This window comes from Pseudomonas sp. B2M1-30 (assembly GCF_025447575.1).
Classification (GTDB): Bacteria; Pseudomonadota; Gammaproteobacteria; order Pseudomonadales; family Pseudomonadaceae; genus Aquipseudomonas; species Aquipseudomonas botevensis.
In genome coordinates this window covers 181,234-202,166 of record NZ_JAOEJT010000012.1, presented here as the reverse complement: position 1 = coordinate 202,166, position 20,933 = coordinate 181,234, and the positions used below count along the sequence as shown (strand labels likewise).

Annotated in this window: 24 protein-coding genes; 9 read left to right on the top strand and 15 right to left on the bottom strand. The window is 61.0% G+C overall.

Translation table 11 applies throughout. The features are described 5' to 3' along the window. Positions 1-7: 7 nt before the first annotated feature. Both N8H74_RS22235 and N8H74_RS22230 read right to left on the bottom strand, forming a co-directional pair. Positions 8-1,033, bottom strand: a complete 1,026-nt coding sequence (locus N8H74_RS22235) for a M48 family metallopeptidase (RefSeq protein ID WP_262150309.1) — start codon at positions 1,031-1,033, stop codon at positions 8-10. Between the two features lie 24 nt (positions 1,034-1,057). Continuing rightward, positions 1,058-1,654: a LemA family protein gene (locus tag N8H74_RS22230; protein ID WP_217834066.1), complete on the bottom strand. Its 597-nt coding sequence runs from the start codon at positions 1,652-1,654 to the stop codon at positions 1,058-1,060. A gap of 197 nt (positions 1,655-1,851) precedes the next feature. On the opposite strand from N8H74_RS22230, the gene N8H74_RS22225 reads away from it, so the two are divergent. Continuing rightward, a complete protein-coding gene (locus N8H74_RS22225) occupies positions 1,852-2,160 on the top strand; it encodes an RcnB family protein (RefSeq protein ID WP_217834067.1) in 309 nt (102 codons plus the stop codon). A gap of 9 nt (positions 2,161-2,169) precedes the next feature. Here the strand turns inward: N8H74_RS22225 and N8H74_RS22220 are convergent, their stop codons facing one another. The 3 genes from N8H74_RS22220 to N8H74_RS22210 all read right to left on the bottom strand — a co-directional run bounded on the left by N8H74_RS22220 (position 2,170) and on the right by N8H74_RS22210 (position 4,750). Next, positions 2,170-3,249 carry a sensor domain-containing diguanylate cyclase gene (locus tag N8H74_RS22220; RefSeq protein ID WP_262150307.1) on the bottom strand — a complete coding sequence of 360 codons (1,080 nt, stop codon included), beginning with the start codon at positions 3,247-3,249 and terminating at the stop codon, positions 2,170-2,172. A 131-nt stretch (positions 3,250-3,380) separates the two neighbouring features. Then, positions 3,381-3,692, bottom strand: a complete 312-nt coding sequence (locus N8H74_RS22215; protein ID WP_262150306.1) for a protealysin inhibitor emfourin — start codon at positions 3,690-3,692, stop codon at positions 3,381-3,383. Then, positions 3,689-4,750, bottom strand: a complete 1,062-nt coding sequence (locus N8H74_RS22210; protein WP_262150305.1) for a M4 family metallopeptidase — start codon at positions 4,748-4,750, stop codon at positions 3,689-3,691. Before N8H74_RS22210 ends, N8H74_RS22215 begins: the two co-directional genes overlap by 4 nt. A gap of 143 nt (positions 4,751-4,893) precedes the next feature. Between N8H74_RS22210 and N8H74_RS22205 the strand changes: the two genes are divergently transcribed. Together N8H74_RS22205 and N8H74_RS22200 are read left to right on the top strand one after the other, a co-directional pair. After that, positions 4,894-5,232, top strand: coding sequence for an FKBP-type peptidyl-prolyl cis-trans isomerase (locus N8H74_RS22205; protein WP_217834071.1), 339 nt, complete (start codon positions 4,894-4,896; stop codon positions 5,230-5,232). Positions 5,233-5,275: 43 nt separating this feature from the next. Further along, positions 5,276-5,686, top strand: coding sequence for a hypothetical protein (locus tag N8H74_RS22200; protein ID WP_262150303.1), 411 nt, complete (start codon positions 5,276-5,278; stop codon positions 5,684-5,686). Between the two features lie 280 nt (positions 5,687-5,966). Here the strand turns inward: N8H74_RS22200 and N8H74_RS22195 are convergent, their stop codons facing one another. Beyond that, positions 5,967-6,236, bottom strand: coding sequence for a hypothetical protein (locus tag N8H74_RS22195; protein ID WP_262150301.1), 270 nt, complete (start codon positions 6,234-6,236; stop codon positions 5,967-5,969). 77 nt (positions 6,237-6,313) lie between these two features. Further along, entirely contained in the window at positions 6,314-6,685 is a 372-nt protein-coding gene (locus tag N8H74_RS22190; RefSeq protein WP_262150299.1) for a hypothetical protein, read from the bottom strand. Between the two features lie 441 nt (positions 6,686-7,126). Between N8H74_RS22190 and N8H74_RS22185 the strand changes: the two genes are divergently transcribed. The 4 genes from N8H74_RS22185 to N8H74_RS22170 all read left to right on the top strand — a co-directional run bounded on the left by N8H74_RS22185 (position 7,127) and on the right by N8H74_RS22170 (position 10,538). Next, positions 7,127-7,402, top strand: coding sequence for a metal/formaldehyde-sensitive transcriptional repressor (locus tag N8H74_RS22185; protein WP_217834075.1), 276 nt, complete (start codon positions 7,127-7,129; stop codon positions 7,400-7,402). Between the two features lie 11 nt (positions 7,403-7,413). Beyond that, complete coding sequence (gene dmeF / locus N8H74_RS22180) at positions 7,414-8,343, top strand: CDF family Co(II)/Ni(II) efflux transporter DmeF (protein WP_262150297.1); 930 nt, start codon at positions 7,414-7,416, stop codon at positions 8,341-8,343. Between the two features lie 144 nt (positions 8,344-8,487). Next, positions 8,488-9,708 (top strand): putative DNA modification/repair radical SAM protein, encoded by a 1,221-nt coding sequence (locus N8H74_RS22175; RefSeq protein ID WP_262150295.1) that lies wholly within the window; start codon positions 8,488-8,490, stop codon positions 9,706-9,708. Further along, positions 9,705-10,538, top strand: coding sequence for a TIGR03915 family putative DNA repair protein (locus N8H74_RS22170; protein WP_262150293.1), 834 nt, complete (start codon positions 9,705-9,707; stop codon positions 10,536-10,538). The genes N8H74_RS22175 and N8H74_RS22170 overlap by 4 nt, the downstream gene beginning before the upstream one ends. Before the next feature lie 23 nt (positions 10,539-10,561). Here N8H74_RS22170 and N8H74_RS22165 read toward each other — a convergent pair whose 3' ends face one another. Continuing rightward, a complete protein-coding gene (locus tag N8H74_RS22165) occupies positions 10,562-11,170 on the bottom strand; it encodes a LysE family translocator (RefSeq protein WP_262150291.1) in 609 nt (202 codons plus the stop codon). A 105-nt stretch (positions 11,171-11,275) separates the two neighbouring features. On the opposite strand from N8H74_RS22165, the gene N8H74_RS22160 reads away from it, so the two are divergent. Continuing rightward, a complete protein-coding gene (locus tag N8H74_RS22160) occupies positions 11,276-12,154 on the top strand; it encodes a LysR substrate-binding domain-containing protein (protein WP_262150289.1) in 879 nt (292 codons plus the stop codon). Between the two features lie 54 nt (positions 12,155-12,208). On the opposite strand, the gene N8H74_RS22155 is transcribed toward N8H74_RS22160, so the two are convergent. The 5 genes from N8H74_RS22155 to N8H74_RS22135 form a co-directional block, all read right to left on the bottom strand. Further along, positions 12,209-13,228, bottom strand: a complete 1,020-nt coding sequence (locus tag N8H74_RS22155) for a branched-chain amino acid aminotransferase (protein ID WP_217834081.1) — start codon at positions 13,226-13,228, stop codon at positions 12,209-12,211. Between the two features lie 165 nt (positions 13,229-13,393). Continuing rightward, a complete protein-coding gene (lpdA, locus tag N8H74_RS22150) occupies positions 13,394-14,767 on the bottom strand; it encodes a dihydrolipoyl dehydrogenase (RefSeq protein WP_262150287.1) in 1,374 nt (457 codons plus the stop codon). 3 nt (positions 14,768-14,770) lie between these two features. Then, on the bottom strand, positions 14,771-16,039 hold the full coding sequence (locus N8H74_RS22145) for a dihydrolipoamide acetyltransferase family protein (RefSeq protein ID WP_262150285.1): 1,269 nt from the start codon (positions 16,037-16,039) through the stop codon (positions 14,771-14,773). Next, a complete protein-coding gene (locus tag N8H74_RS22140) occupies positions 16,040-17,098 on the bottom strand; it encodes an alpha-ketoacid dehydrogenase subunit beta (protein WP_262150283.1) in 1,059 nt (352 codons plus the stop codon). It lies immediately after the preceding gene. Position 17,099: 1 nt separating this feature from the next. Continuing rightward, positions 17,100-18,335: a 3-methyl-2-oxobutanoate dehydrogenase (2-methylpropanoyl-transferring) subunit alpha gene (locus N8H74_RS22135; protein ID WP_217834085.1), complete on the bottom strand. Its 1,236-nt coding sequence runs from the start codon at positions 18,333-18,335 to the stop codon at positions 17,100-17,102. A 185-nt stretch (positions 18,336-18,520) separates the two neighbouring features. On the opposite strand from N8H74_RS22135, the gene bkdR reads away from it, so the two are divergent. Continuing rightward, a complete protein-coding gene (gene bkdR / locus N8H74_RS22130; protein ID WP_016985245.1) occupies positions 18,521-19,009 on the top strand; it encodes a Bkd operon transcriptional regulator BkdR in 489 nt (162 codons plus the stop codon). A gap of 13 nt (positions 19,010-19,022) precedes the next feature. On the opposite strand, the gene N8H74_RS22125 is transcribed toward bkdR, so the two are convergent. Next, a complete protein-coding gene (locus tag N8H74_RS22125) occupies positions 19,023-19,877 on the bottom strand; it encodes a tyrosinase family protein (protein WP_262150281.1) in 855 nt (284 codons plus the stop codon). A 123-nt stretch (positions 19,878-20,000) separates the two neighbouring features. After that, a complete protein-coding gene (locus N8H74_RS22120; RefSeq protein WP_262150279.1) occupies positions 20,001-20,864 on the bottom strand; it encodes an MBL fold metallo-hydrolase in 864 nt (287 codons plus the stop codon). Positions 20,865-20,933 lie beyond the last annotated feature (69 nt).

Below are 20,933 nucleotides of genomic sequence, written 5' to 3'. Positions count from 1 at the left end.
AACATTACTAAACCTGTGGAGATGAGCCTGCTTGGGCAGGTGCAAAATTGCCGTCCCACTGCGGATCAATTCGGCGGATACGCTCGCTCAGATTCGGATGAGTGGCAAACAGGCGACTGAGTGGGTTCGACACGCCAGCGCTGAAATACAGGTGACTGAATTCACCGGCGCGGGCTGCTCTGATGGACGAACCCTGTCCACCAATCTTTTTCAGGGCGCCGACAATGCTTTGTGGGTTGCGGGTGAACTGTACGGCGCTGGCGTCGGCGAGGAATTCGCGTTGGCGGCTAACGCCGGCCTTGATCAGGTTGGCAAAGAAATTCCCGGCGAATCCGGCAGCACACAACACCAGACCGATGAACATCCCCAGCAGGACCATTCGCAGATCGCGCTTTTTGCCGCTTTCAATCTTGAGTTGGCTGGCCAGAATGTAGGCACCGGTGAGTCCCAAAACCAAGAGACCGTGTACCACCGCGACCAGTTGGGTATTGAGGCGCATGTCCCCGTTGAAAATGTGGCTGAATTCGTGGGCGATCACCGCTTGCAGTTCTTCCCGGGTCAGCAATCTGACGGCGCCTTGCGTCACACCAATGGCCGCGTTTTCGGGCGTAAGTCCGGCCGCGAAGGCGTTGATGGTTTCGTCCGGTAGCAGGTACACCGCGGGAATGATGGTGCCGGAGGCGATCGCCATTTCCTCGACGACGTTCATCAGTCGTTGTTCATCCAGCGAGCGCGCGTTGTCGTTGATCAGTCGACCGCCAAGTTTTTCGGCAACCACTTTCCCGCCGGCACGCAGTTCCCGGTATTTCAACAGGCCGCCAATCACCACGACACCACTGATGAGTGATGCGATCACAGCCATCGCCATCAAGGCATCCCGCAAACTGCCAGTACCGTTCAAGTAATCCTCAAAACCCGTGTAGACAAAAGGCAGGCTGGTGAGGACGATCAGGGCGAGAACCGACAGGATCATCAGGTTGACCAACTGTGTGGTCTTGCGCCGGGCCTGGTGTTGTTGTTCAAAGAAGTTCATGGAGCCGTCCGTGGGCAGGGAGGTTCAGAGCGAAACGGTGGGCGCTGATTTGATTGCCAGCGTATCGGCGAACTTCAGCGGAACGGCGTCGTCGCGATGGCCGAAACTGGCGGCCAGCAGCACCGCCGGGAAACTCTGTTTCAGGGTGTTGTAGGCCATGACCGCATCGTTGAAAGCCTGTCGTGCGAAGCTCACTTTGTTCTCGGTGCTGCTCAGTTCCTCACTGAGTTGCTGCATGTTCTGTGAGGCTTTGAGTTCCGGATAGGCTTCCAGAGTCAGGTTCAATCGGCCGACGGCACTGCTGAGCGCGGCGTCTGCCTGGCCTAGCTCTGCAATATGTTGTGCGTTGCCGGGTTTGGCCTGTGCAGCCGCCAGCCCGACCACCGCAGCGTTGCGCGCAGAGATGACCGCTTCAAGGGTTTCGCGCTCATGGGCCAGATAGCCCTTGGCAACGGCAACCAGATTGGGGATCAGGTCATAGCGGCGTTTGAGTTGGACTTCGACTTGCGCGAAGGCGTTTTTGATTTCGTTGCGGCGGGCGACCAACGAGTTGAACAGGTGTACGGCGTAGAGGGCGAGGAGGCCGAGAAGCACCAGGTTGACGACGATGTAGATTTTCACGGTGATGTCCTTATTCACTCGGCAAGTTTTGCGCGGCATCTTAGCGTAAATGCGCAGGTCTGGCCGTGAACCTGTCGGGGTCATCCTGCTGGAGAGGAGGTTCTAGACTGTCTCGCCAGAAGTCAGCAAACCACATGGAATGATTCCCGTGCCCCACAGTCGGAGTTCAGGTATCAGACAATTCAGGAGGTTCACCGATGAACAACAAGACCCTAATCGCCAGCCTGGCCCTCGTCGCGGGTATCGCCGGGATCAGCCCCATCGTTCAAGCGGCCGAAACCTCAAGTAGCACCAGCGTGCAATCCCCGACCGGCAACCGCGCACTCAAGGTCAACGACCGCGCGCCGGACATCTACCAGCGCAGCGAAAAAGCCATCACCGATTGGAAACACAAAGGCCTCAAGGCACCGGAGCCGCAGGCGCAGTGGGTACAGATCGATGACAAGTACGTGATGGTGATGATTACCAACGGGACGATTGTGGAGATTCAGCCGGTGGTGCGTTGACCCGCCCGCTCAATACCCCGGTGCATGGACGCGCACCGGGTTTTCGCCCCCTAACCGATACTGATTATTCCCGCTGCGCTTGGCCTCATACATCGCCAGATCGGCAATGTGCAGCAGTCGATCCATGCTCGGCGCGTGGTCGGGGAAGACGGCGACGCCGAGGCTGGTGCCGATGTGGCGCTGGTCGCTGCCGATGGTGATGGTCGGGGAGAGTTCGACGAAGATTTTCTGGCAGATGCTGCGGGCTTCGTCTTGCAGGTTAAGGGCGGGGGAGAGGCCCTGGAGGACGACCACGAATTCGTCGCCGCCGATCCGGGCGACGGTGTCGCTGGCGCGCAGGATGCGTTTGAGGCGGGTGGCGGTAGTGATCAGGACGCGGTCGCCGGCAGCGTGGCCGTAGCGGTCGTTGATCGATTTGAAGCCGTTGAGGTCGACGAACACCAGCGCCACCCGAGTCTCGGTGTTGCGGGCGTGTTCCAGGGCTTGCGAGAGCCGTTCTTCCAGCACCAGCCGGTTGGGCAGACCGGTCAGCGGGTCGAAGTGGGCCAGGTGCTGGAGGTAGCTGGCGGACGCCTTTTCTTCGGTGATGTCGCGCACCACGCCCATCATTTTGACCATGGTGTCGTGATCGTTTTTCACCACGTTGCCCGTCTCGCGCAGCCAGCGAATGGTGCCATCGGGCCAGACCACGCGGTATTCCTCGTCGTGGTTTTCGCCGGTTTCCAGACAGCGCAACTCACCGGCACGGACTTTCTCCCGGTCGTCCGGGTGGACGCAGGAACAGAACAGGGCGTAGGACGGCGTCACTTCGCCGATCTTGAACCCGAACATGCCGAAGATCGCGTCCGACCAGTAGAGACGGTCGGTGTCGACTTCCCAATCCCAGGTGCCGATCCGGGCGAAATACTGGCTGCGCTTGAAACGTTCGGCGTCGCCATCGGTACGCGGCGGTGGATGGTCGGTCAGGCGGCTCACCAGTGCCTGATACGTCGCCAATTGCTTGTGCAGCGCACGCTGGCGCCATAACAGGTAGCCGATCACGCCAAGCATGATCGCGCCCGCAACCGCGACGATCCAGACCGGATTCATTCAGAAGTAGTCAACATGACGAGCGGACCGTACACCGACGAAATTGCCGCACAGCTTAAATCACTGATCTGCGCGGCAACAGCCCCTGTAAAGCCCGCGTGTATGGCACTTGGTCAGTATCTATTGGCTCCCTACAACAATTGCCCCTTGTCCCACAGATGAACCAGATCGCCCGGTGCCTGATCCTCCGGCACTTTCAGCACCATTTCACCGGCCCGGGAGCGCACCTCGATCTGATAAAACCGCTGATCCCCACGCCCGGACTCGCTGTTGTCCAAGGACAAACACCTTTCCAGTACCGAGCAGATTCGGCTGCGCTGGCCGGTATCGCATTGCGCGAACTCGATCTCCCTCGGCCGGCTCAGGCTATGAATCGCCGCCACGCCACCCTGTCGGGAAACCCGCACTACGGCATCGTCGCCCAACTCGGGCAGGGTTTTCATACAACCTCCAGCGACATTTCAATGCCGACCTGAGACCAACCCTGATGCACCGCCGCGACTTCCCTGGCCCCGAATCGCTTGCCCGCGTGCTCGACGGACAATCGGGCAAAGGCGTCGAACGTTGCATCCTGACTCAAGCGTTTATCGCACAACGTGTCGTACCAGATCCGCCCGGCCTTCTCCCAGGCAAACCCGCCCAACGCCCGTGCCGCCAGATAAAACGCGCGGTTGGGGATTCCGGAATTGATGTGAACGCCGCCGTTGTCTTCCGTGGTGATGACGAATTTGCGCATGTGTTCCGGCTGCGGGTCCTTGCCCAGCAGCGGATCGTCATATGCCGTACCGGGATGGGACATCGAGCGCAGGCCCTTGCCCTGAATCCTCGGCGTGAGCAGATCGGCGCCGATCAGCCAGTCGGCCTGCTCGACCGTGTGGCTGAGCGCGTATTGCTTGGCCAGCACGCCAAACACATCCGACAGCGACTCGTTCAGTGCCCCGGACTGGCCCGCGTAAATCAACCCGGCCTCGCTCTCGGTCACGCCGTGCGCCAGTTCGTGGGCGATCACGTCCAGCGAGCGGGTGAAGCGCTGGAAAATCTCGCCATCACCGTCACCGAAGACCATTTGCTCGCCGTTCCAGAAGGCGTTTTCGTAACCCTGGCCGTAATGCACGCTGCCGATCAGGGCGAAACCCTTGTTATCGATCGAGTCGCGTCCCAACACTTTCCAGAAAAAATCATAACTGGCGCCCAGGGCGTCATAGGCCTCGTCTACCGCCCGGTCGCCCGACGCCGGCTGGCCTTCCAGGCGCACCGCGCCCCCCGGCAGCAGCATTTTATTCTGTGCATCGTGAACGCTGCGCTGGGCCAGGCCGGGTTTGCCCGCTGGCTGGATCGTCCTGGCCGGCGGACGCAGGGGCGGGCCGGGATTGGGCAACAGGCTGCGGACATGATTGAGGGTCAGCATCGCGGCCCTGCGCTGCGTCTCCGAACCGTGGGCAATGATCCGGTTAAGGATGTACGGCGGGATGAAACTGCGCAGCAATCGTGAGTCGGTCATCAGAGCGTCCCTGGCTTGAAGCGATGTCGATATTCATGTGAGCGGCGGCGAATGATTCCGTTCCATGCATTGCCATTGGCGACGGATTCTGCGAAAACCTGCGTCCGCGCCCCGACCGGGCCATCGCTAATGAGTTAAGAACCATGACAGACGAACTGCAAATCATCGACCTGCAACCGGGCGACGGCAAAACCGCCGTCAAAGGCGCGCTGATCACCACTCAATACAGCGGATGGCTGGAAGACGGTACGGAGTTTGATTCTTCCTGGAGCCGGGGCAAACCATTCCAGTGCGTGATCGGAACGGGCCGCGTCATCAAAGGCTGGGATCAGGGAATCATGGGCATGCAAGTCGGTGGCAAACGCAAACTGCTGGTGCCGGCACACTTGGGCTACGGCGAACGGACGATGGGCAAGATCCCGCCGAATTCGAACCTGGTGTTTGAGATTGAGCTGCTGGAAGTGCTGACGCGGGAGGATTGAGGTCGATTGCGCCGATGCTCTTATCACTTTCAGGGACTGAATAATGGACGTATGGCACGTGGTTTCTCAGGTCGTCGACTGGTTGGGGGAAAACCATTCGAGGCGTGGGCGCTATTCCAGCGGCTTTATGACATTGCTCTCCATTGCGGTGGGGATTGGCGCTTGGGTCGTGAGCAAGGAGCTGCTTGCCAAACGCAACGCGCTCAAGTCGCGGCTCTCACAAGTGCTGGAGTCCAGGCCTTTGACGGCGACGTCCGTTACCGACGAGGAAGGGCAGAAGGTCAGGTTTACTGGCGTTCTGCTTCAGGACAATGAGTTTTACTCCGTCACCCTTACTCGCCTGGATGCCCGGGGAAGCACTGAGACATCCAGCGATTTGCTGCATTCGCTGGAACATGTGGATGTTTACCTTCGGGCTCATACGCCTTTTATCCTGGCGGATTTCAAGCGGTAAATCTGCCGGCTCTTTCGCGAGCAGGCCCGCTCCCACACTGGATCTGAGTCAGCCTGTTCCCCTCACCCCAGCCCTCCCGAAACGTCGGACCGCCCGGTGGGAGAGGGGGCCGAGTGGGGTGTCTGATGTTATGCACCGACCTGAATGACCGATTCGATTATGGATTCGGTAGAGCACTTCCAGGTCGGCGAATTTCCCAAGCATTCCCCAATCAGTTCCCTCCCCCACCGGGAGAGGGCTAGGGTGAGGGGCTGCGATCCGCGGGATGATTGCGTGAGGATCAGGCAACCCTCGCTATTTCGCCCAGCGTCCGGGCCACTGTGGTTTCGAGTGATGGAAAGCGGTTCTTCACTCGCGTTAGCGCCGGCAGTACGGTGCTTCGGTCCAGTTCGCCCAGTTGCCCGAGCGCGGTGACGGCGCAGGCGACGATTGATTCGTTTTGACTCTCGAACAGCACCAGGCATGCCCGTTGCGCCCAGAGGTGGTCGCGTTCGTTGAGGCCGATGGCGCTCAGTGCGGCGACGGCGTGTGTGTCTGTTTGGTTGAGCATGTGATGTCCTCCCTAACGCAGTTTCCGGATGTGGCGAGGGCGTTCGCTCGCTCGCCACGGATGCTTGCAATGACGGCTCAGATGGATGATTCGAAGGTGTCCAGCGCCCGGTTGACCGCCAGTTCGCCGAACATCACCACTTGGGCAATGCCCAGCACGGTGCTGCGGTAGGGCGGGTCGAGGAGGGCGGCGAAGTCGCTGAGCATCACGTTGGCCGAGGCCATGGATTCGCAGGCGTGGGCCAGCAGCGATTGCTGATCGAGATAGGGATCGATGGTGAACATGGTGCTGGGTTTGCGGCGTTTCGGCGCTTGGGGTTTGAGATGGTGATCGAGGGCGCGCTCGGCGGCATCGTGAAGCTTTTTCGGATCGAGGGAGGAATAGGGGGAGGCTGGATCGGCTTCGGTTGGGGTGTCTGTTTCTGGTGGATTGGGTGTTGGTTTAATCATTTGCTTGGATACCTGAATGAGGCTGACACTTTCTTGCGACTAAACAATAGGTGGCAGCTATACGCAGGTTAGTCGACCAGTGTCCAAGCATCACCGGCGCGCCCGAGGGCGCCCTGCGCACAGCCGCCATTGAGTGCAGGCGTGGAAATGCCTGACTGAATAACCGCTTGCGAACCTGGAAAACACCGAGCGACTAAACCCGATCACCGACCATTTCAGTGACGGGATAAAAGCTACCGACGCCCCCCAAACCGCACAAGCCGGCGGATTCTGGCGCAGTTGTAGGCAAAGGCGCAAGGCGATGTAGCCTCGCGGATGATGCTGAAATGATGCTTCGTTTTTCAGCGTGCCTTCGCGAGCAAATCCGCGCCCATAACGGAAGTTGCGTTCATTTCGGCGATCAGCCAATATGCCCACCATATAGGGGTAGGGGGTATAGGTATGTCGCACATTCATGAACACAAAGATGACCTGCTCAACCGGGTTAGGCGTATTGCCGGGCAGGTTCAGGCCGTGGAAAAGGCGCTCGAAGGCGATGCCGATTGCGCCAAGACCCTGCACCTGGTCGCGGCGATCCGCGGTGCGGTCAACGGCTTGATGGATCAGTTCATCGACGCCCACGCCCGTGAACATGTGGCCCGCCCCGGCCTGAGTGACGACGAGCGCGCCCAGGGTGTGGAAGAGTTGCTGCAAGCCATCCGTCGTTATTCAAAGTAGAGCGCCAAATCATGACCCTGACGCCGCAAGCGCAACGCTTTCGCCACGACCACCAGTTCCTGGGCGCCTCCCACGATGAGAACGCGCGCCGCACGTTATGGGTGGTGATCCTGACATTTATCATGATGATCGGCGAAATTGCCGCCGGCTACATCACCGGTTCCATGGCGTTGCTCGCTGACGGTTTTCACATGGCGACCCATGCCGGCGCCCTCGGCATCGCAGCGGCGGCCTATGGTTTCGCCCGGCGCAATGCGCAAAACAGCCGCTACAGTTTCGGCACCGGCAAGGTCGGCGACCTCGCCGGTTTCGCCTCGGCCATGGTTTTGGGGCTGGTTTCGCTGGGCATTGCCGGCGAGTCGATCCTGCGGCTGTTCCAGCCGACCAGCGTGGCATTCGGCGAGGCGACGGTGATCGCCGTGGTGGGCCTGGCGGTGAATCTGCTCAGCGCGTTTCTGCTGATGGGCCATCACAGCCACGACCATGGGCACCATCATGACCAAGGCCACGATCATCACCACCATCATGACAACAACCTGCGCTCGGCTTACGTGCACGTCCTGGCCGACGCCTTGACCTCGGTCCTGGCGATTGCGGCGCTGCTGGCCGGGCGTTATCTGGGCTGGGTATGGCTGGATCCGGTGATGGGCATTGTCGGCGCGATTGTAATTGCCAAGTGGGCCTACAACCTGATGCGCGACAGCGCCGCCGTGCTGCTCGACGCCACCGATGAACCGGTGGCCGCCGAGATCCGCGAGCTGCTGGAAACCTCGGACGACGTGCACATCAGCGACTTGCATGTCTGGCAGGTCGGCCCGCAGGCGCGGGCGGCGATTGTCAGTGTGGTGGCGACTGCCGGTGTGACGGCGGAGGCCATTCGCGAACGCCTGGCGCCGGTGCATGAGCTGTCGCACCTGACGGTTGAATTGCGCGGTGCCTGAGCGCTGAACTGAGTGCAGGGAAGGCAAAAGATCGCCGCCTGCGATCTTTTGCCTTTGCGTGCTTGCCGACGAGGAACAGGTTTTTCGCCTTGTCGTATCGCAATCGGATCGATACTGTATATGCAAACAGTATCGGGTCCAGCCATGCAACTCATCGACAAGCTCAGCATTCTCGCCGACGCCGCCAAGTACGACGCTTCCTGCGCCAGCAGCGGAGCGCCCAAGCGCAGTTCCGAGGGCAAGAGCGGGCTGGGCGCGACCGATGGCATGGGTATTTGCCACAGCTACACGCCTGATGGGCGTTGCGTCTCGCTGCTGAAAATCCTCCTGACCAATTTCTGTCTCTACGACTGCCAATACTGCGTCAACCGCCGCTCCAGCGATGTGCCGCGCGCCCGCTTCACGCCCGAGGAAGTGGTCGCGCTGACCCTGGATTTCTACCGGCGCAACTGCGTCAGCGGGTTGTTCCTCAGTTCCGGGATCATCCGCTCGGCGGACTACACCATGGAGCAACTCAATCGTGTGGCCCGCTTGCTGCGCGAGAAGCATGAGTTTCGCGGCTACATCCACCTCAAGACCATTCCCGAAGCCGACCCGGCTCTGATCGCCGAGGCGGGGCGCTATGCCGACCGTTTGAGTGTCAACATCGAGCTGCCCACCGACGCCAGCCTGCAAACCCTGGCGCCGGAGAAGCAATTGGGTTCGATCAAGCAGGCGATGAACACCATCTATACCGGTGAACAAACCGTACTCAACGAGCCCCGCGCGGCGAAGTTCGCTCCGGCCGGGCAGAGCACGCAAATGATCGTCGGTGCCGATGACACCGACGACAGCACCATCCTGCACAGCGCCCAGGCGCTGTACGGCACGTTCCGCCTGCGTCGAGTCTATTACTCGGCGTTCAGCCCGATCCCCAACAGCCCGAAAAGCGTGCCGCTCGCCGCACCACCGCTGATGCGTGAGCACCGCTTGTACCAGGCCGATTTCCTGTTGCGCGGTTATGGCTACAGCGCCGGGGAGCTGTTCAAGGGGCCGGGGCATCTGGCGCTGGACATCGACCCGAAACTGGCCTGGGCGCTACAGAATCGCGAGGTGTTTCCGCTGGACCTGAATCGCGCGGAGCCGGCGCTGATTTCACGTATTCCCGGTATCGGTCTGCGGACCACCGAGCGCCTGGTGGAGCTGCGTCGGCAGCGACGGATTCGCTACGAAGACCTGGCCCGCATGCGTTGTGTGCTGGCCAAGGCCAAGCCGTTCATCATTACCAGCGATTACCACCCGCAGCAGGCCGAGGTCACCAGCCAGATGCTTTATCAGCAACTGCGCGACCGACCGATGCCGCAGCAAATGGGGTTGTGGGGATGATCAATCTCGATTGCGATGACCTGTTCGACAGCTGGCGCCAGCAGGCGCGCTGGCTGCTCAGTCATGAGGTCGATCCGAGTCTGGTGAGCTGGGCGTCTGAAGGAGTCAGCGATCTGTTTGCCAACGAGCAGTCTGTTCCCGAGGGGCAGGGGCCGTTTCAGGCGCGGATTCCGCGCCTGCTGCTCGAGACCCTTGAATGTGCCGCGCAATATCGTGGCGATCAGCGTTGGAGTCTGCTGTACGAAGTGCTGTGGCGGGTCAGTCACGGCGATCGCACGGCGATGATGGCCGGCGACAAGCTGGGCAGCGAGTTGCAACGGCGGCTCAAGCAAGTGCACCGCGAAGCCCATCATTTGCATGCGTTCGTGCGTTTCATCGAACGGCCGCAAGGCAGCCCCGGCCCACAATATGTGGCCTGGCATGAGCCGGCCCACGACATCCTGCACAGCGCCAGCGAACATTTCATCGGCCGCATGGGGCGCCACCGCTGGTTGATCGCCACGCCCAGGGATGGCGTTTATTACGATGGCGAGCAGTTGATTCATCAACGCCAGTGCCCGGTGGAGTGGCAGCAACTGGCGCAGAACGTCGACGATCCCCATGGTGAGTTGTGGCTGACTTACTACAGCCACATCTTCAACCCGGCGCGGCTGAACCCGAAGGTCATGCAAGGGCATTTGCCGGCGCGGTTCTGGAAGAATCTGCCGGAGGGGGAGTTGATTCCGGGGTTGATTACCCAGGCACGGACAGGCAAGCAACAGAACGGGCAGGCGAGCGGGATTGCTGCGCGGGGTGGGAAGCGGATTGCTATGAAGGAAGGGCGGGAGTGACGTGCTTGATTTGATGGAAGTGCTCAACGACTTGCCGAAGCCATCAGCAATCCAAAACCTGCAAACGTTACCCCCGAGGCCTTCGCCGTCCACCAGGAACCCTTCGGACTCGACAGCCAGCCCTTGGCGACATGGGCGAGCAGGGCGTAGCTGCCGTGAACCAGAATCACCAGTACCCCGTAAGAGGCGACCAGTTTGAAGAACTGCGGATAGAAAGCCTGGGTGGTGTCGATGAATTGCGGGAACACCGCGAGGAAAAAAAAAATGGCCTTGGGGTTCAGAAACTGTAACGAGGCCGCTTCCAGAAACCGATAGCCGGGACGGGAGGGCGGCAGCGCTTTGAGGGCCACGAAGCGATCCGAGCGCCAGCTCTTGAAGCCCAGGTACAACAAGTAAGCGGCGCCGACGTATTTCAGCACGATAAAGGCGTTGGCCGAGGCGCTGAGGATCAGGCCGACGCTGGTGGCGCTGATCGCGGCCACCACGAAAGCGCCCGAGGCGATGCCGAAAATCCCCGGCAGGGCGCCGGCCCAGCCATGACGTACCGCGTTGGACAACGTCAGGACCACGCCCGGACCGGGACTGAGAATGGTCAGGGTGGCGAACAGTAAAAACAGTCCGTAGCTGTGCATGGATGGCTCCGTCGAATCCCGTGGCTGGGTGCGGGCAGATTGGCGTGGCGGCTGCGGGTGTGACAAACGCTTTAAATGCGCTGCATATGTAACTAAATTAGACGCATGAAAAAACCATTGCCTCCGCTCAATGCTGTTCGCGCATTCGCCGTCGCGGCGCGTCACCAGAGCTTCAGCCTGGCGGCCGAAGAGCTGCATGTCAGTCACAGCGCCATCAGCCGTCACATCAAACTGCTGGAAGAACACCTCGGTGTGTTGCTGTTCGAGCGGCGTATCCGCCAGTCACTGCTGACCGCCGTCGGGCAGCGTTACTACGAGCAGGTCAGCGCCGGCCTTGCGCAGATTGCCGATGCCACGTTCGAGTTGAAACAGCAGGTCGCGCAGCCGACGGTGACCCTCAATGTGCGTCCCTCCTTCGCTCAGTTGTGGCTGATGCCTCGGTTGCCGGACTTCATAGCGCAGCACCCCGACATCAAAACCGAGGTCATCACCCAAACCCGATCCCCGGATCCGGCCGTCGACCGTTTCGACGTGGTCATTCGGCGCGGGCGCGATGACTGGGCACCGACTATCGAGGCTCATGCGCTGTTCGAGGATGAATTGCTGCTGGTCGCTGCACCCGAACTGATCGAGCGCGTGCCTCTCGCGGACCTTGCGGCGCTGAATCAGCACACTTTGCTGACCGTTCGGGCTCGTCGCGAGGACTGGCATAACTGGGCCATGCGCTTTGGGCAAAGTCAGGATGCCGGGCAGGTAACCCGTCAGTTCGACTACATGCATCGGGTGCTGGACGCGGCGGTGGCGGGTGAGGGCATCGCCTTGTGCCCGACCTCGTTGCTGGGCACGCACCTGTCGAGCGGACGATTGATCTGCCCGCTGCCGGATTTGCGCATGCGCTTGCCACGTTATTACTACGGTACGGTGCCGCCGATGACAGCTTCGGCTCTGGTGTTCATCGAGTGGCTGTGCCGACAGCAGCCATGAAAAAGCCCCCCATCGATCACTCGATGGAGGGCTTTTTTACGTCTGGCCGTCAGATCAAACCTTGACGATCCAGCCCGCTGGCGCTTCGACGTCGCCGGTCTGTACGCCAGTCAGCTCTTTGTAGAGCTTCTGGGTCACAGGGCCGACTTCGGTCTCGCTGTGGAACACGTGCAGGTGGTCGTTGTAGCTGATGCCGCCGATCGGCGTGATCACTGCAGCAGTACCGCAGGCGCCGGCTTCCTTGAAGTCCGACAGCTTGTCGATGAACACGTCGCCTTCGACCACTTCCAGGCCCAGGCGGGTCTTGGCCAGTTCGATCAGCGACAGACGGGTGATGCCCGGCAGCACGGATGGCGAGTTCGGAGTCACGAACTTGTTGTCGTGGGTGATCCCGAAGAAGTTGGCCGAACCGACTTCCTCGATCTTCTTGTGGGTCAGCGGATCCAGATAGATGGCGTCAGCGAAATGCGCTTTTTTGGCCTGGGAGCCTGGCATCAGGCTGGCGGCATAGTTGCCACCGACCTTGGCGGCGCCGGTGCCTTGTGGCGCGGCGCGGTCGAAGGAGGAAATCTGGAAGTTGTGCGGGGTCAGACCGCCCTTGAAGTAGGCGCCGACCGGGATCGCGAATACCGAGAAGATGAACTCCGGCGCGGTACGCACGCCGATGTTGTCACCCACGCCGATCACGAACGGACGCAGGTACAGCGCGCCGCCGGTGCCGTAAGGCGGGATGAAGCGCTCGTTGGCGCGAACCACGTCCTTGCATGCTTCGATGAACTGTTCGGTGGACACATGCGGCATCAGCAGGCGGGCGCAGCTGCGCTGCATGCGCGCGGCGTTCTGGTCCGGACGGAACAGGTTGATCGAGCCGTCCTTGCAACGATAGGCCTTCAGGCCTTCGAAGCACTGCTGGCCATAGTGAAGGGCAGTGGAGCCTTCGCTGATGTGCAGCACGTTGTCTTCGGTCAGGGTGCCTTTGTCCCATTCGCCATTGCGAAAGTACGACAGATAGCGTTTGTCGGTCTTGATGTAGTCAAAACCCAGCTTGTCCCAGTTGATGCTTTCGTTACCCATGACACCCTCTATCACTTAACAACCGTCGAAACGGTTCAAGGCTTCTGACGTTTTTTGGATGGGCACAACAATACTTCATTCTTGAGCGGTTTCGCAGCCCGGGCGATGGGGGGAGAAGCAGATTTATTAGCCTGCTTATGAAAAATCTCCCCCTTCGTCCGATTATTACAGGTGCAGCGCGTGCCCCAATGCACGCAACGCCGCTTCCTGCACCGCTTCTCCCAGGGTCGGGTGTGCGTGGATGGTGCCGCCGATGTCTTCCAGCCGCGCGCCCATTTCCAGGCTTTGCGCAAACGCCGTCGACAGTTCCGAAACACCCACGCCCACCGCCTGCCAGCCGACGATCAGATGATTGTCCCGACGGGCGACCACGCGCACGAAGCCGCTTTTCGATTCCAGAGTCATCGCCCGACCGTTGGCGGCGAACGGGAAGTTCGACACGATGCAGTCCAGGCCGGCAGCCTTGGCTTCGTCTGGGGTCTTGCCGACCACCACCAGTTCCGGATCGGTGAAGCACACGGCGGCAATGGCGGTCGGGTTGAATTCGCGGGTCTTGCCGCTGATCAGCTCGGCGACCATCTCGCCCTGTGCCATGGCGCGGTGTGCCAGCATCGGCTCGCCGCTCAGGTCGCCGATGGCGTAGACGTTGCGCATGCTGGTCTGGCAGCGGCCGTCGATCTTGATCGACGCACCATTCATTTGCAGATTCAGCGCTTCGAGGTTCCAGCCCTGGGTGTTCGGTTTGCGGCCGACGGCAACCAGCACCTGATCGGTTTCCAGATTCAGGGTTTCACCGTCCGGGTCACGCACCTGCAAGGTGCCGTCAAAACCCAGGACGCTGTGTTTCAGGTACAGCTTCACGCCCAGTTGCTTCAGCGCTTCGTGTACCGGTTGCGTCAGTTCCGCGTCGTAGGCCGGCAGAATGCGATCCTGCGCTTCGACCACGCTGACTTCCGCACCGAGCTTGCGGTAGGCAATGCCCAGTTCCAGACCGATGTAACCGCCGCCGACCACGATCAGGCGTTTTGGCACCGATGTCGGCGCCAGCGCTTCGGTGGACGAGATGATCGGCCCGCCGATCGGCAGCATCGGCAGATTGACGCTTTTGGAGCCGGTTGCCAGCACCAGATGCTCGCACTGGATACGCGTATCGCCGACTTCCACGGTTTTGCCGTCAATCACCTTGGCCCAGCCGTTGATGACCTGAACCTTGTTCTTTTTCAGCAGCGCGGCGACGCCAGTGGTCAGACGATCCACGATGCCATCCTTCCACTCGACGCTTTTGCCGATGTCCAGGGTGGGCGCGCCGACGCTGATGCCCAGCGCCGAATGCTGGTTGTGGTGCCGGGTCTGATGGAACTGTTCGGCCACATGGATCAGCGCTTTCGACGGAATGCAGCCGATGTTCAGGCAGGTGCCACCCAAAGATTGGCCCTCGACCAAAATGGTCGGAATGCCCAGTTGCCCGGCGCGAATCGCGGTCACATAGCCGCCGGGGCCGCCGCCGATAATCAGCAGCGTGGTGTTCAGAGTCTGCATTGCTTACTCCACAAACAGCGTTGCGGGTTGTTCGATCAAGCCACGGATGGCCTGGATGAAGAGCGCCGCGTCCATGCCGTCGACCACGCGGTGATCGAAGGAACTGGAGAGGTTCATCATCTTGCGGATCACCACCTGGCCTTTGACGACCATCGGGCGTTCGACGATTTTGTTCACGCCGACGATCGCCACTTCCGGCAGGTTCAACACCGGGGTGCTGACGATGCCGCCCAGTGCACCGAGGCTGGTCAGAGTGATAGTCGAACCGGACAACTCGTCGCGGCTGGCCTTGCCGTTACGCGCGGCGCTGGCCAGGCGGGAGATTTCAGCGGCGCTGTCCCACAGGCTGCGCGCCTCGGCGTGACGTACCACCGGCACCATCAGGCCGACATCGCTTTGCGTGGCGACGCCGACATGCACCGCGCCGAGGCGGGTGATGACCTGGGCTTCGTCGTCGTAACGGGCGTTCATCTGCGGGAAGTCACGCAAGGCGACGACCAAGGCTCGCACCAGGAATGGCAGCAGGGTCAACTTGCCACGGCTGGCGCCGTGTTTTTCGTTGAGGTGCGCGCGCAGTTCTTCGATCGCGGTGACGTCGATTTCCTCGACGTAACTGAAGTGCGCTGCGCGCTGGGTGGCGTCCTGCATGCGCTGGGCGATCTTGCGGCGCATGCCGATCACTTGAATCTGTTCTTCATCGTTTCGCTGGGCGTAAGCGGCGCCAACAGGCGCCGAGGCATTCGATTGACCCTGGGCCAGATAGGCGTCGAGGTCTTCGTGCAGCACCCGGCCGGCCGGGCCGCTGCCGCGTACCAGACGCAATTGAATGCCCAGGTCCAGTGCGTGTTTGCGCACGGCCGGAGAGGCCAGCGGACGCTCATCGGCCTCGCGGGCAACCATCGGGCCTTGGCAGGCCGGGGCCGGACGCGGAGCCGCGGCAGGTTTGCTTTCCACGACGGCTTCGACTTTCGGTGCAACGGTCGCCTCTTTTACCGGTGCAGGCGCGGTGGACTCTTTCAGGTTGCCCGCGCCTTCTACTTCAATGCTGATCAGCACACTGCCGACCGCCATCACTTCGCCCGGCTGCCCGCCGAGGGAGATGACTTTGCCGTGTACCGGCGACGGAATATCGACCATCGCCTTGTCGGTCATCACGTCCGCCAGCACCTGATCTTCCACGACCAGATCACCGACCTTGACGTGCCATTGCGACAGTTCTACTTCTGCGATGCCTTCGCCGATGTCCGGCATCTTGATAACGTGCGTGCCCATTCAGACCTCCATGACCCGTTTCAGCGCCGCGCCCACTCGGGACGGCCCAGGGAAATACGCCCACTCTTGCGCGTGCGGGTAGGGGGTGTCCCAACCGGTGACGCGTTCGATCGGCGCTTCCAGGTGATGGAAGCAATGCTCTTGCACCAGCGACACCAGTTCGGCGCCGAAACCGCAGGTGCGGGTCGCTTCGTGAACGACCACGCAGCGGCCGGTTTTCTTCACCGACTTGACGATGGTGTCCAGGTCCAGCGGCCACAGGCTGCGCAGGTCGATGACTTCGGCGTCGACGCCGGACTCTTCAGCGGCCACTTGCGACACATACACGGTGGTGCCGTAGGTCAGCACGGTCACGTCCTTGCCCGGACGGGTGATCGCGGCGACGTCCAGCGGCACGGTGTAGTAGCCGTCCGGTACTTGCGCGGCCGGGTGCTTCGACCATGGGGTCACCGGGCGGTCGTGGTGGCCGTCGAACGGGCCGTTGTACAGGCGTTTCGGCTCGAGGAAGATCACCGGGTCATCGTTTTCGATGGAAGCAATCAGCAGGCCCTTGGCGTCATACGGGTTGGATGGCATGACGGTGCGCAGGCCACAGACCTGAGTGAACATCGCCTCGATGCTCTGGCTGTGGGTCTGGCCGCCGTAGATGCCGCCGCCGCAAGGCATGCGCAGGGTCATCGGTGCGGTGAACTCGCCGGCCGAGCGATAACGCAGGCGCGCGGCTTCGGAAATGATCTGGTCGGAAGCGGGGTAAACGTAGTCGGCGAACTGAATCTCGGCCACCGGACGCAGGCCGTAGGCGCCCATGCCCACGGCGACGCCGACGATGCCGCTTTCGGAGATCGGTGCGTCGAACACCCGCGAGGTGCCGTACTTGGTCTGCAGGCCTTCGGTGCAACGGAACACACCGCCGAAATAGCCAACGTCCTGGCCGAACACCACAACATTGTCGTCACGCTCAAGCATCACATCCATGGCCGAGCGCAGGGCCTGGATCATGGTCATGGTGGTCGTGGTCATGGAAGTTTCCAGCTGAATATTGTTGTTGTGATCGTTCATGTCAGATCCCCAACTGCTGACGCTGGCGCTTCAAGTGCTCCGGCATCTCTTTGTAGACATCCTCGAACATGGTCGCGGCGCTCGGAATCTGGCCGCCGGCGAGGGTGCCGTACTGTTCGGCCTGTTTCTGCGCGGCAATCACCTCGGCTTCCAGTTCGGCGCTGACGGCACTGTGCTCTTCTTCCGACCAGTGGCCGACCTTGATCAGGTGCTGCTTGAGGCGAGCAATCGGATCGCCCAGCGGGAAGTGGCTCCAGTCGTCGGCAGGACGGTATTTCGACGGATCGTCGGAGGTCGAGTGCGGGCCGGCGCGGTAGGTGACCCATTCGATCATGGTCGGGCCGAGGTTGCGGCGGGCGCGTTCGGCGGCCCATCTGGAAGCGGCGTAGACCGCGTAGAAATCATTGCCGTCGACCCGCAGCGAGGCGATGCCGCAACCGACGCCGCGTCCGGCGAAGGTGGTGGCTTCACCACCGGCGATGGCCTGGAAGGTCGAGATTGCCCACTGGTTGTTGACCACGTTGAGGATCACCGGCGCGCGGTAGACGTGGGCGAAGGTGAGGGCGGTGTGGAAGTCCGATTCGGCGGTGGCGCCGTCACCGATCCAGGCCGAGGCGATTTTGGTGTCGCCCTTGATCGCCGAGGCCATGCCCCAGCCCACGCCCTGGATGAACTGGGTCGCGAGGTTGCCGGAAATGGTGAAGAAGCCGGCGTCCTTGACCGAATACATGATCGGCAACTGACGGCCCTTGAGCGGATCGCGCTCGTTGGACAGCAGCTGGCAGATCAGGTCGACCAGCGGTACGTCGCGGGCCATCAGGATGCTTTGCTGGCGGTAGGTCGGGAAGCACATGTCGTCGATGTTCAAGGCCAGGGCCTGGGCGCTGCCGATGGCTTCTTCGCCGAGGCTCTGCATGTAGAACGACATTTTTTTCTGACGCTGGGCGACCACCATGCGGTTGTCGTAGATGCGCGTCTTGAGCATGGCGCGCATGCCTTTGCGCAGGATCTCGACCGGCACGTCCTCGGCCCATGGCCCAAGGGCATTGCCTTGGTCGTCGAGCACGCGGATCAGGCCACGGGCCAGGTCGGCGGTGTCGGCCGGTTCAACGTCGATGGAAGGTTTGCGCACCGTACCGGCATCGGTCAGGTGCAGGTAGGAGAAGTCGGTTTTGCAGCCTGGACGGCCCGAAGGTTCAGGGACGTGCAGACGCAGCGGTTCATACGCTTGGGTCATGGCTTCTACGCTCGATCTTGTGAATTTCTTGTAGTGAGCTGGCAGTCATTCTTCGATAAAAGAAATCTTGTCCTACAAACATCATAGGCCCCGGCAAGAAGAATATTTCTCTGTGTTTCGTTGCGCTGAAGATCATTTGCAGATAGAAATTCTGCATAAACATAAAAAACAGGTGGTTTTGTCTCATGCGCAAACTGGACCGTACCGACATCGGGATTCTCAACAGCCTTCAGGAGAACGCGCGTATCACCAACGCCGATCTCGCGCGCTCGGTGAACCTGTCGCCGACGCCGTGTTTCAACCGGGTCAAGGCGATGGAGGAGTTGGGACTGATTCGCGAGCAGGTGACCCTGCTCGATGCCGACCTGCTGGGGCTGCACGTCAACGTGTTCATTCACGTCAGCCTGGAGAAGCAGGTGGAAGAAGCCTTGCAGCATTTCGAAGAAGCGATTTCCGACCGCCCGGAAGTCATGGAGTGCTACCTGATGGCCGGCGACCCGGACTATTTGATCCGGGTGCTGGTGCCGACCATTCAGTCGCTGGAGCGGTTCATGATGGACTTCCTGACCAAGGTGCCAGGGGTGGCGAACATCCGCTCGAGTTTTGCCTTGAAGCAGGTGCGCTACAAGACCGCTTTGCCGTTGCCGGCGAACGGATTGACCTTGGGCAGTTGATCAGCCAGAGCCGTCAGACGTAGGCGTAGGTGTAGTCGAGCGCTTGGGTGTCGAGTGTGTCCCGCACGGCATAGGCGCGCGCCCACGGGGCCGGTTCGTTGACCGGGTGGAAAACCAGAACCTCGTTCAACCCCGCTTCGCCGGACGAACTCATGAACGGCAATGCGTTGCGGTGCTGCTGCCTCCAGCGCTCCCAGAGCAGATCGAGGTAGCAGTGGTGCAGGAAGAAGATCGGGTCGTTGGGGGAGGACGCTTCCGTCATGTTGCCGCCGATCCACGAATGCACGGGGTTGTGCAGTTGTGCTTCCGAAACGTTCTCCCAACCGAGGGTTTCGTCCCAGTAGACAACGCTGTTGAGTGCCTGAATCACTACGCCTGGCGGTGGCAGGCCGCCGTTCTGTCCCAGGTTGCGGCGTAGGCTGGCGTCGCCCGTATCAGTGTCCCAGACCGCTACGTTGAATCGGCCTGCCTCCACCGTGAACGGACCACTTGTCACGCGTTGTTGTTGCGAGCTGTCGCCGTTGCCGCCCATGAAGTCCGAGGTGAAGGGGTTATCGGCGCCCGTAAGCTGCCAGTTCCAGTAGGGGATTGTGATGCTGGAGTCGCCGGCGGCGGACTGCAAGGCCCATTCGAATTGACGCAGCAGGACACGATGCCATGGGTAGAACAAAGGACTGGAGTGGGGATTGGGGCTGAGTGGATTCCCACGTCCCATCGAATTCTTGTGGATTTGCACGAAGTCATCGTAGCGACTCTGCATCCCGGGCTGCAGCACGCTGTCGACTTCGGTTTTCAGTTTCAGGATGGCGCTGATGAAACGGGACTTCTGATCCGGCGTCATGTCCCGATGATTGATACGAATATCCATATTGCGAAAACTCCATTGAATGTTTGCCCAATCGAGTTTCCGCCTGGAGGCCACCCCGTTCAATTCGACCCTTTCGCCGGCAAGGGTGGGAAAAATCACCTGGAGGAGGGCGGCGAATCTCCGTCAAAAGGCGTTCAGCGGAATTTTCAGATAGACCACGCCGTTGTCTTCCGCCGGCGGCAGGTTCCCTGCCCGCACGTTCACCTGGATCGCCGGCAGCAACAGCGTCGGCATTCCCAGCCCGGCATCGCGCTTGGTCCGCATCTCGACGAACGCCGCCTCATCAATGCCGTCGTGTACATGGATATTGCTTTTGCGCTGTTCACCCACGGTGGTCTGGCATTGCGCTTCGCGACCGGCGGGTGGGTAGTCGTGGCAGACGTAGAGCTTCACGCTGGCGGGGAAGGCCAGCAGCTTGTGGATCGAGTTGAACAGCTGATGGGCGTTGCCGCCGGGGAAGTCGCAGCGGGCGGTGCCGACATCGGGCATGAACAGCGTGTCGCCGACCAGGATCTGCTCGCTGTCGATCAGGTAGGCCATGTCCGCCGGGGTGTGGCCGGGGACGTGCAGGGCAGTGGCCTTGAGGTTGCCGATCAGGAACGACTCGTTGGGCGCAAACAGATGGTCGAACTGCGAGCCGTCGACGCAGAACTCCGGCTCCAGATTGAACAGCGCCTTGAACACGTCCTGGACTTTGCTGATCGACTGGCCGATGGCGATTTTTCCGCCCAGTTCGCGACGCAGGTACGGCGCGGCGGACAGGTGATCGGCGTGGGCGTGGGTTTCCAGCAGCCATTGCACTTGCAGGCGATGGGCGCGAACGAAGGTGATGATCCTGTCGGCCTGGGCGGTGCAGGTGCGACCGGCCGGGCCGTCGTAGTCGAGCACCGGATCGACGATTGCGCACTGGCCGCCGTCGGCCTCGTAGACCACGTAGCTGTAGGTCGAGGAGGCGGGGTCGAGGAAGGCTTCTATCAGCGCGGGCATGGACGTGAACCTGTACGGGAGGACGAAAAGTCTGTCATGGGTTGCAACACTTTATGTAAAAACATAATG

What these genes read in the sequence shown, in the direction of transcription:
- N8H74_RS22235 (WP_262150309.1), bottom strand. Translation starts at nt 1,033, where the DNA reads ATGAACTTCTTTGAACAACAACACCAGGCCCGGCGCAAGACCACACAG.
- N8H74_RS22225 (WP_217834067.1), top strand. Translation starts at nt 1,852, where the DNA reads ATGAACAACAAGACCCTAATCGCCAGCCTGGCCCTCGTCGCGGGTATC.
- N8H74_RS22220 (WP_262150307.1), bottom strand. Translation starts at nt 3,249, where the DNA reads ATGAATCCGGTCTGGATCGTCGCGGTTGCGGGCGCGATCATGCTTGGC.
- N8H74_RS22215 (WP_262150306.1), bottom strand. Translation starts at nt 3,692, where the DNA reads ATGAAAACCCTGCCCGAGTTGGGCGACGATGCCGTAGTGCGGGTTTCC.
- N8H74_RS22210 (WP_262150305.1), bottom strand. Translation starts at nt 4,750, where the DNA reads ATGACCGACTCACGATTGCTGCGCAGTTTCATCCCGCCGTACATCCTT.
- N8H74_RS22205 (WP_217834071.1), top strand. Translation starts at nt 4,894, where the DNA reads ATGACAGACGAACTGCAAATCATCGACCTGCAACCGGGCGACGGCAAA.
- N8H74_RS22200 (WP_262150303.1), top strand. Translation starts at nt 5,276, where the DNA reads ATGGACGTATGGCACGTGGTTTCTCAGGTCGTCGACTGGTTGGGGGAA.
- N8H74_RS22195 (WP_262150301.1), bottom strand. Translation starts at nt 6,236, where the DNA reads ATGCTCAACCAAACAGACACACACGCCGTCGCCGCACTGAGCGCCATC.
- N8H74_RS22190 (WP_262150299.1), bottom strand. Translation starts at nt 6,685, where the DNA reads ATGATTAAACCAACACCCAATCCACCAGAAACAGACACCCCAACCGAA.
- N8H74_RS22185 (WP_217834075.1), top strand. Translation starts at nt 7,127, where the DNA reads ATGTCGCACATTCATGAACACAAAGATGACCTGCTCAACCGGGTTAGG.
- dmeF (WP_262150297.1), top strand. Translation starts at nt 7,414, where the DNA reads ATGACCCTGACGCCGCAAGCGCAACGCTTTCGCCACGACCACCAGTTC.
- N8H74_RS22175 (WP_262150295.1), top strand. Translation starts at nt 8,488, where the DNA reads ATGCAACTCATCGACAAGCTCAGCATTCTCGCCGACGCCGCCAAGTAC.
- N8H74_RS22170 (WP_262150293.1), top strand. Translation starts at nt 9,705, where the DNA reads ATGATCAATCTCGATTGCGATGACCTGTTCGACAGCTGGCGCCAGCAG.
- N8H74_RS22165 (WP_262150291.1), bottom strand. Translation starts at nt 11,170, where the DNA reads ATGCACAGCTACGGACTGTTTTTACTGTTCGCCACCCTGACCATTCTC.
- N8H74_RS22160 (WP_262150289.1), top strand. Translation starts at nt 11,276, where the DNA reads ATGAAAAAACCATTGCCTCCGCTCAATGCTGTTCGCGCATTCGCCGTC.
- N8H74_RS22155 (WP_217834081.1), bottom strand. Translation starts at nt 13,228, where the DNA reads ATGGGTAACGAAAGCATCAACTGGGACAAGCTGGGTTTTGACTACATC.
- lpdA (WP_262150287.1), bottom strand. Translation starts at nt 14,767, where the DNA reads ATGCAGACTCTGAACACCACGCTGCTGATTATCGGCGGCGGCCCCGGC.
- N8H74_RS22145 (WP_262150285.1), bottom strand. Translation starts at nt 16,039, where the DNA reads ATGGGCACGCACGTTATCAAGATGCCGGACATCGGCGAAGGCATCGCA.
- N8H74_RS22140 (WP_262150283.1), bottom strand. Translation starts at nt 17,098, where the DNA reads ATGAACGATCACAACAACAATATTCAGCTGGAAACTTCCATGACCACG.
- N8H74_RS22135 (WP_217834085.1), bottom strand. Translation starts at nt 18,335, where the DNA reads ATGACCCAAGCGTATGAACCGCTGCGTCTGCACGTCCCTGAACCTTCG.
- bkdR (WP_016985245.1), top strand. Translation starts at nt 18,521, where the DNA reads ATGCGCAAACTGGACCGTACCGACATCGGGATTCTCAACAGCCTTCAG.
- N8H74_RS22125 (WP_262150281.1), bottom strand. Translation starts at nt 19,877, where the DNA reads ATGGATATTCGTATCAATCATCGGGACATGACGCCGGATCAGAAGTCC.
- N8H74_RS22120 (WP_262150279.1), bottom strand. Translation starts at nt 20,864, where the DNA reads ATGCCCGCGCTGATAGAAGCCTTCCTCGACCCCGCCTCCTCGACCTAC.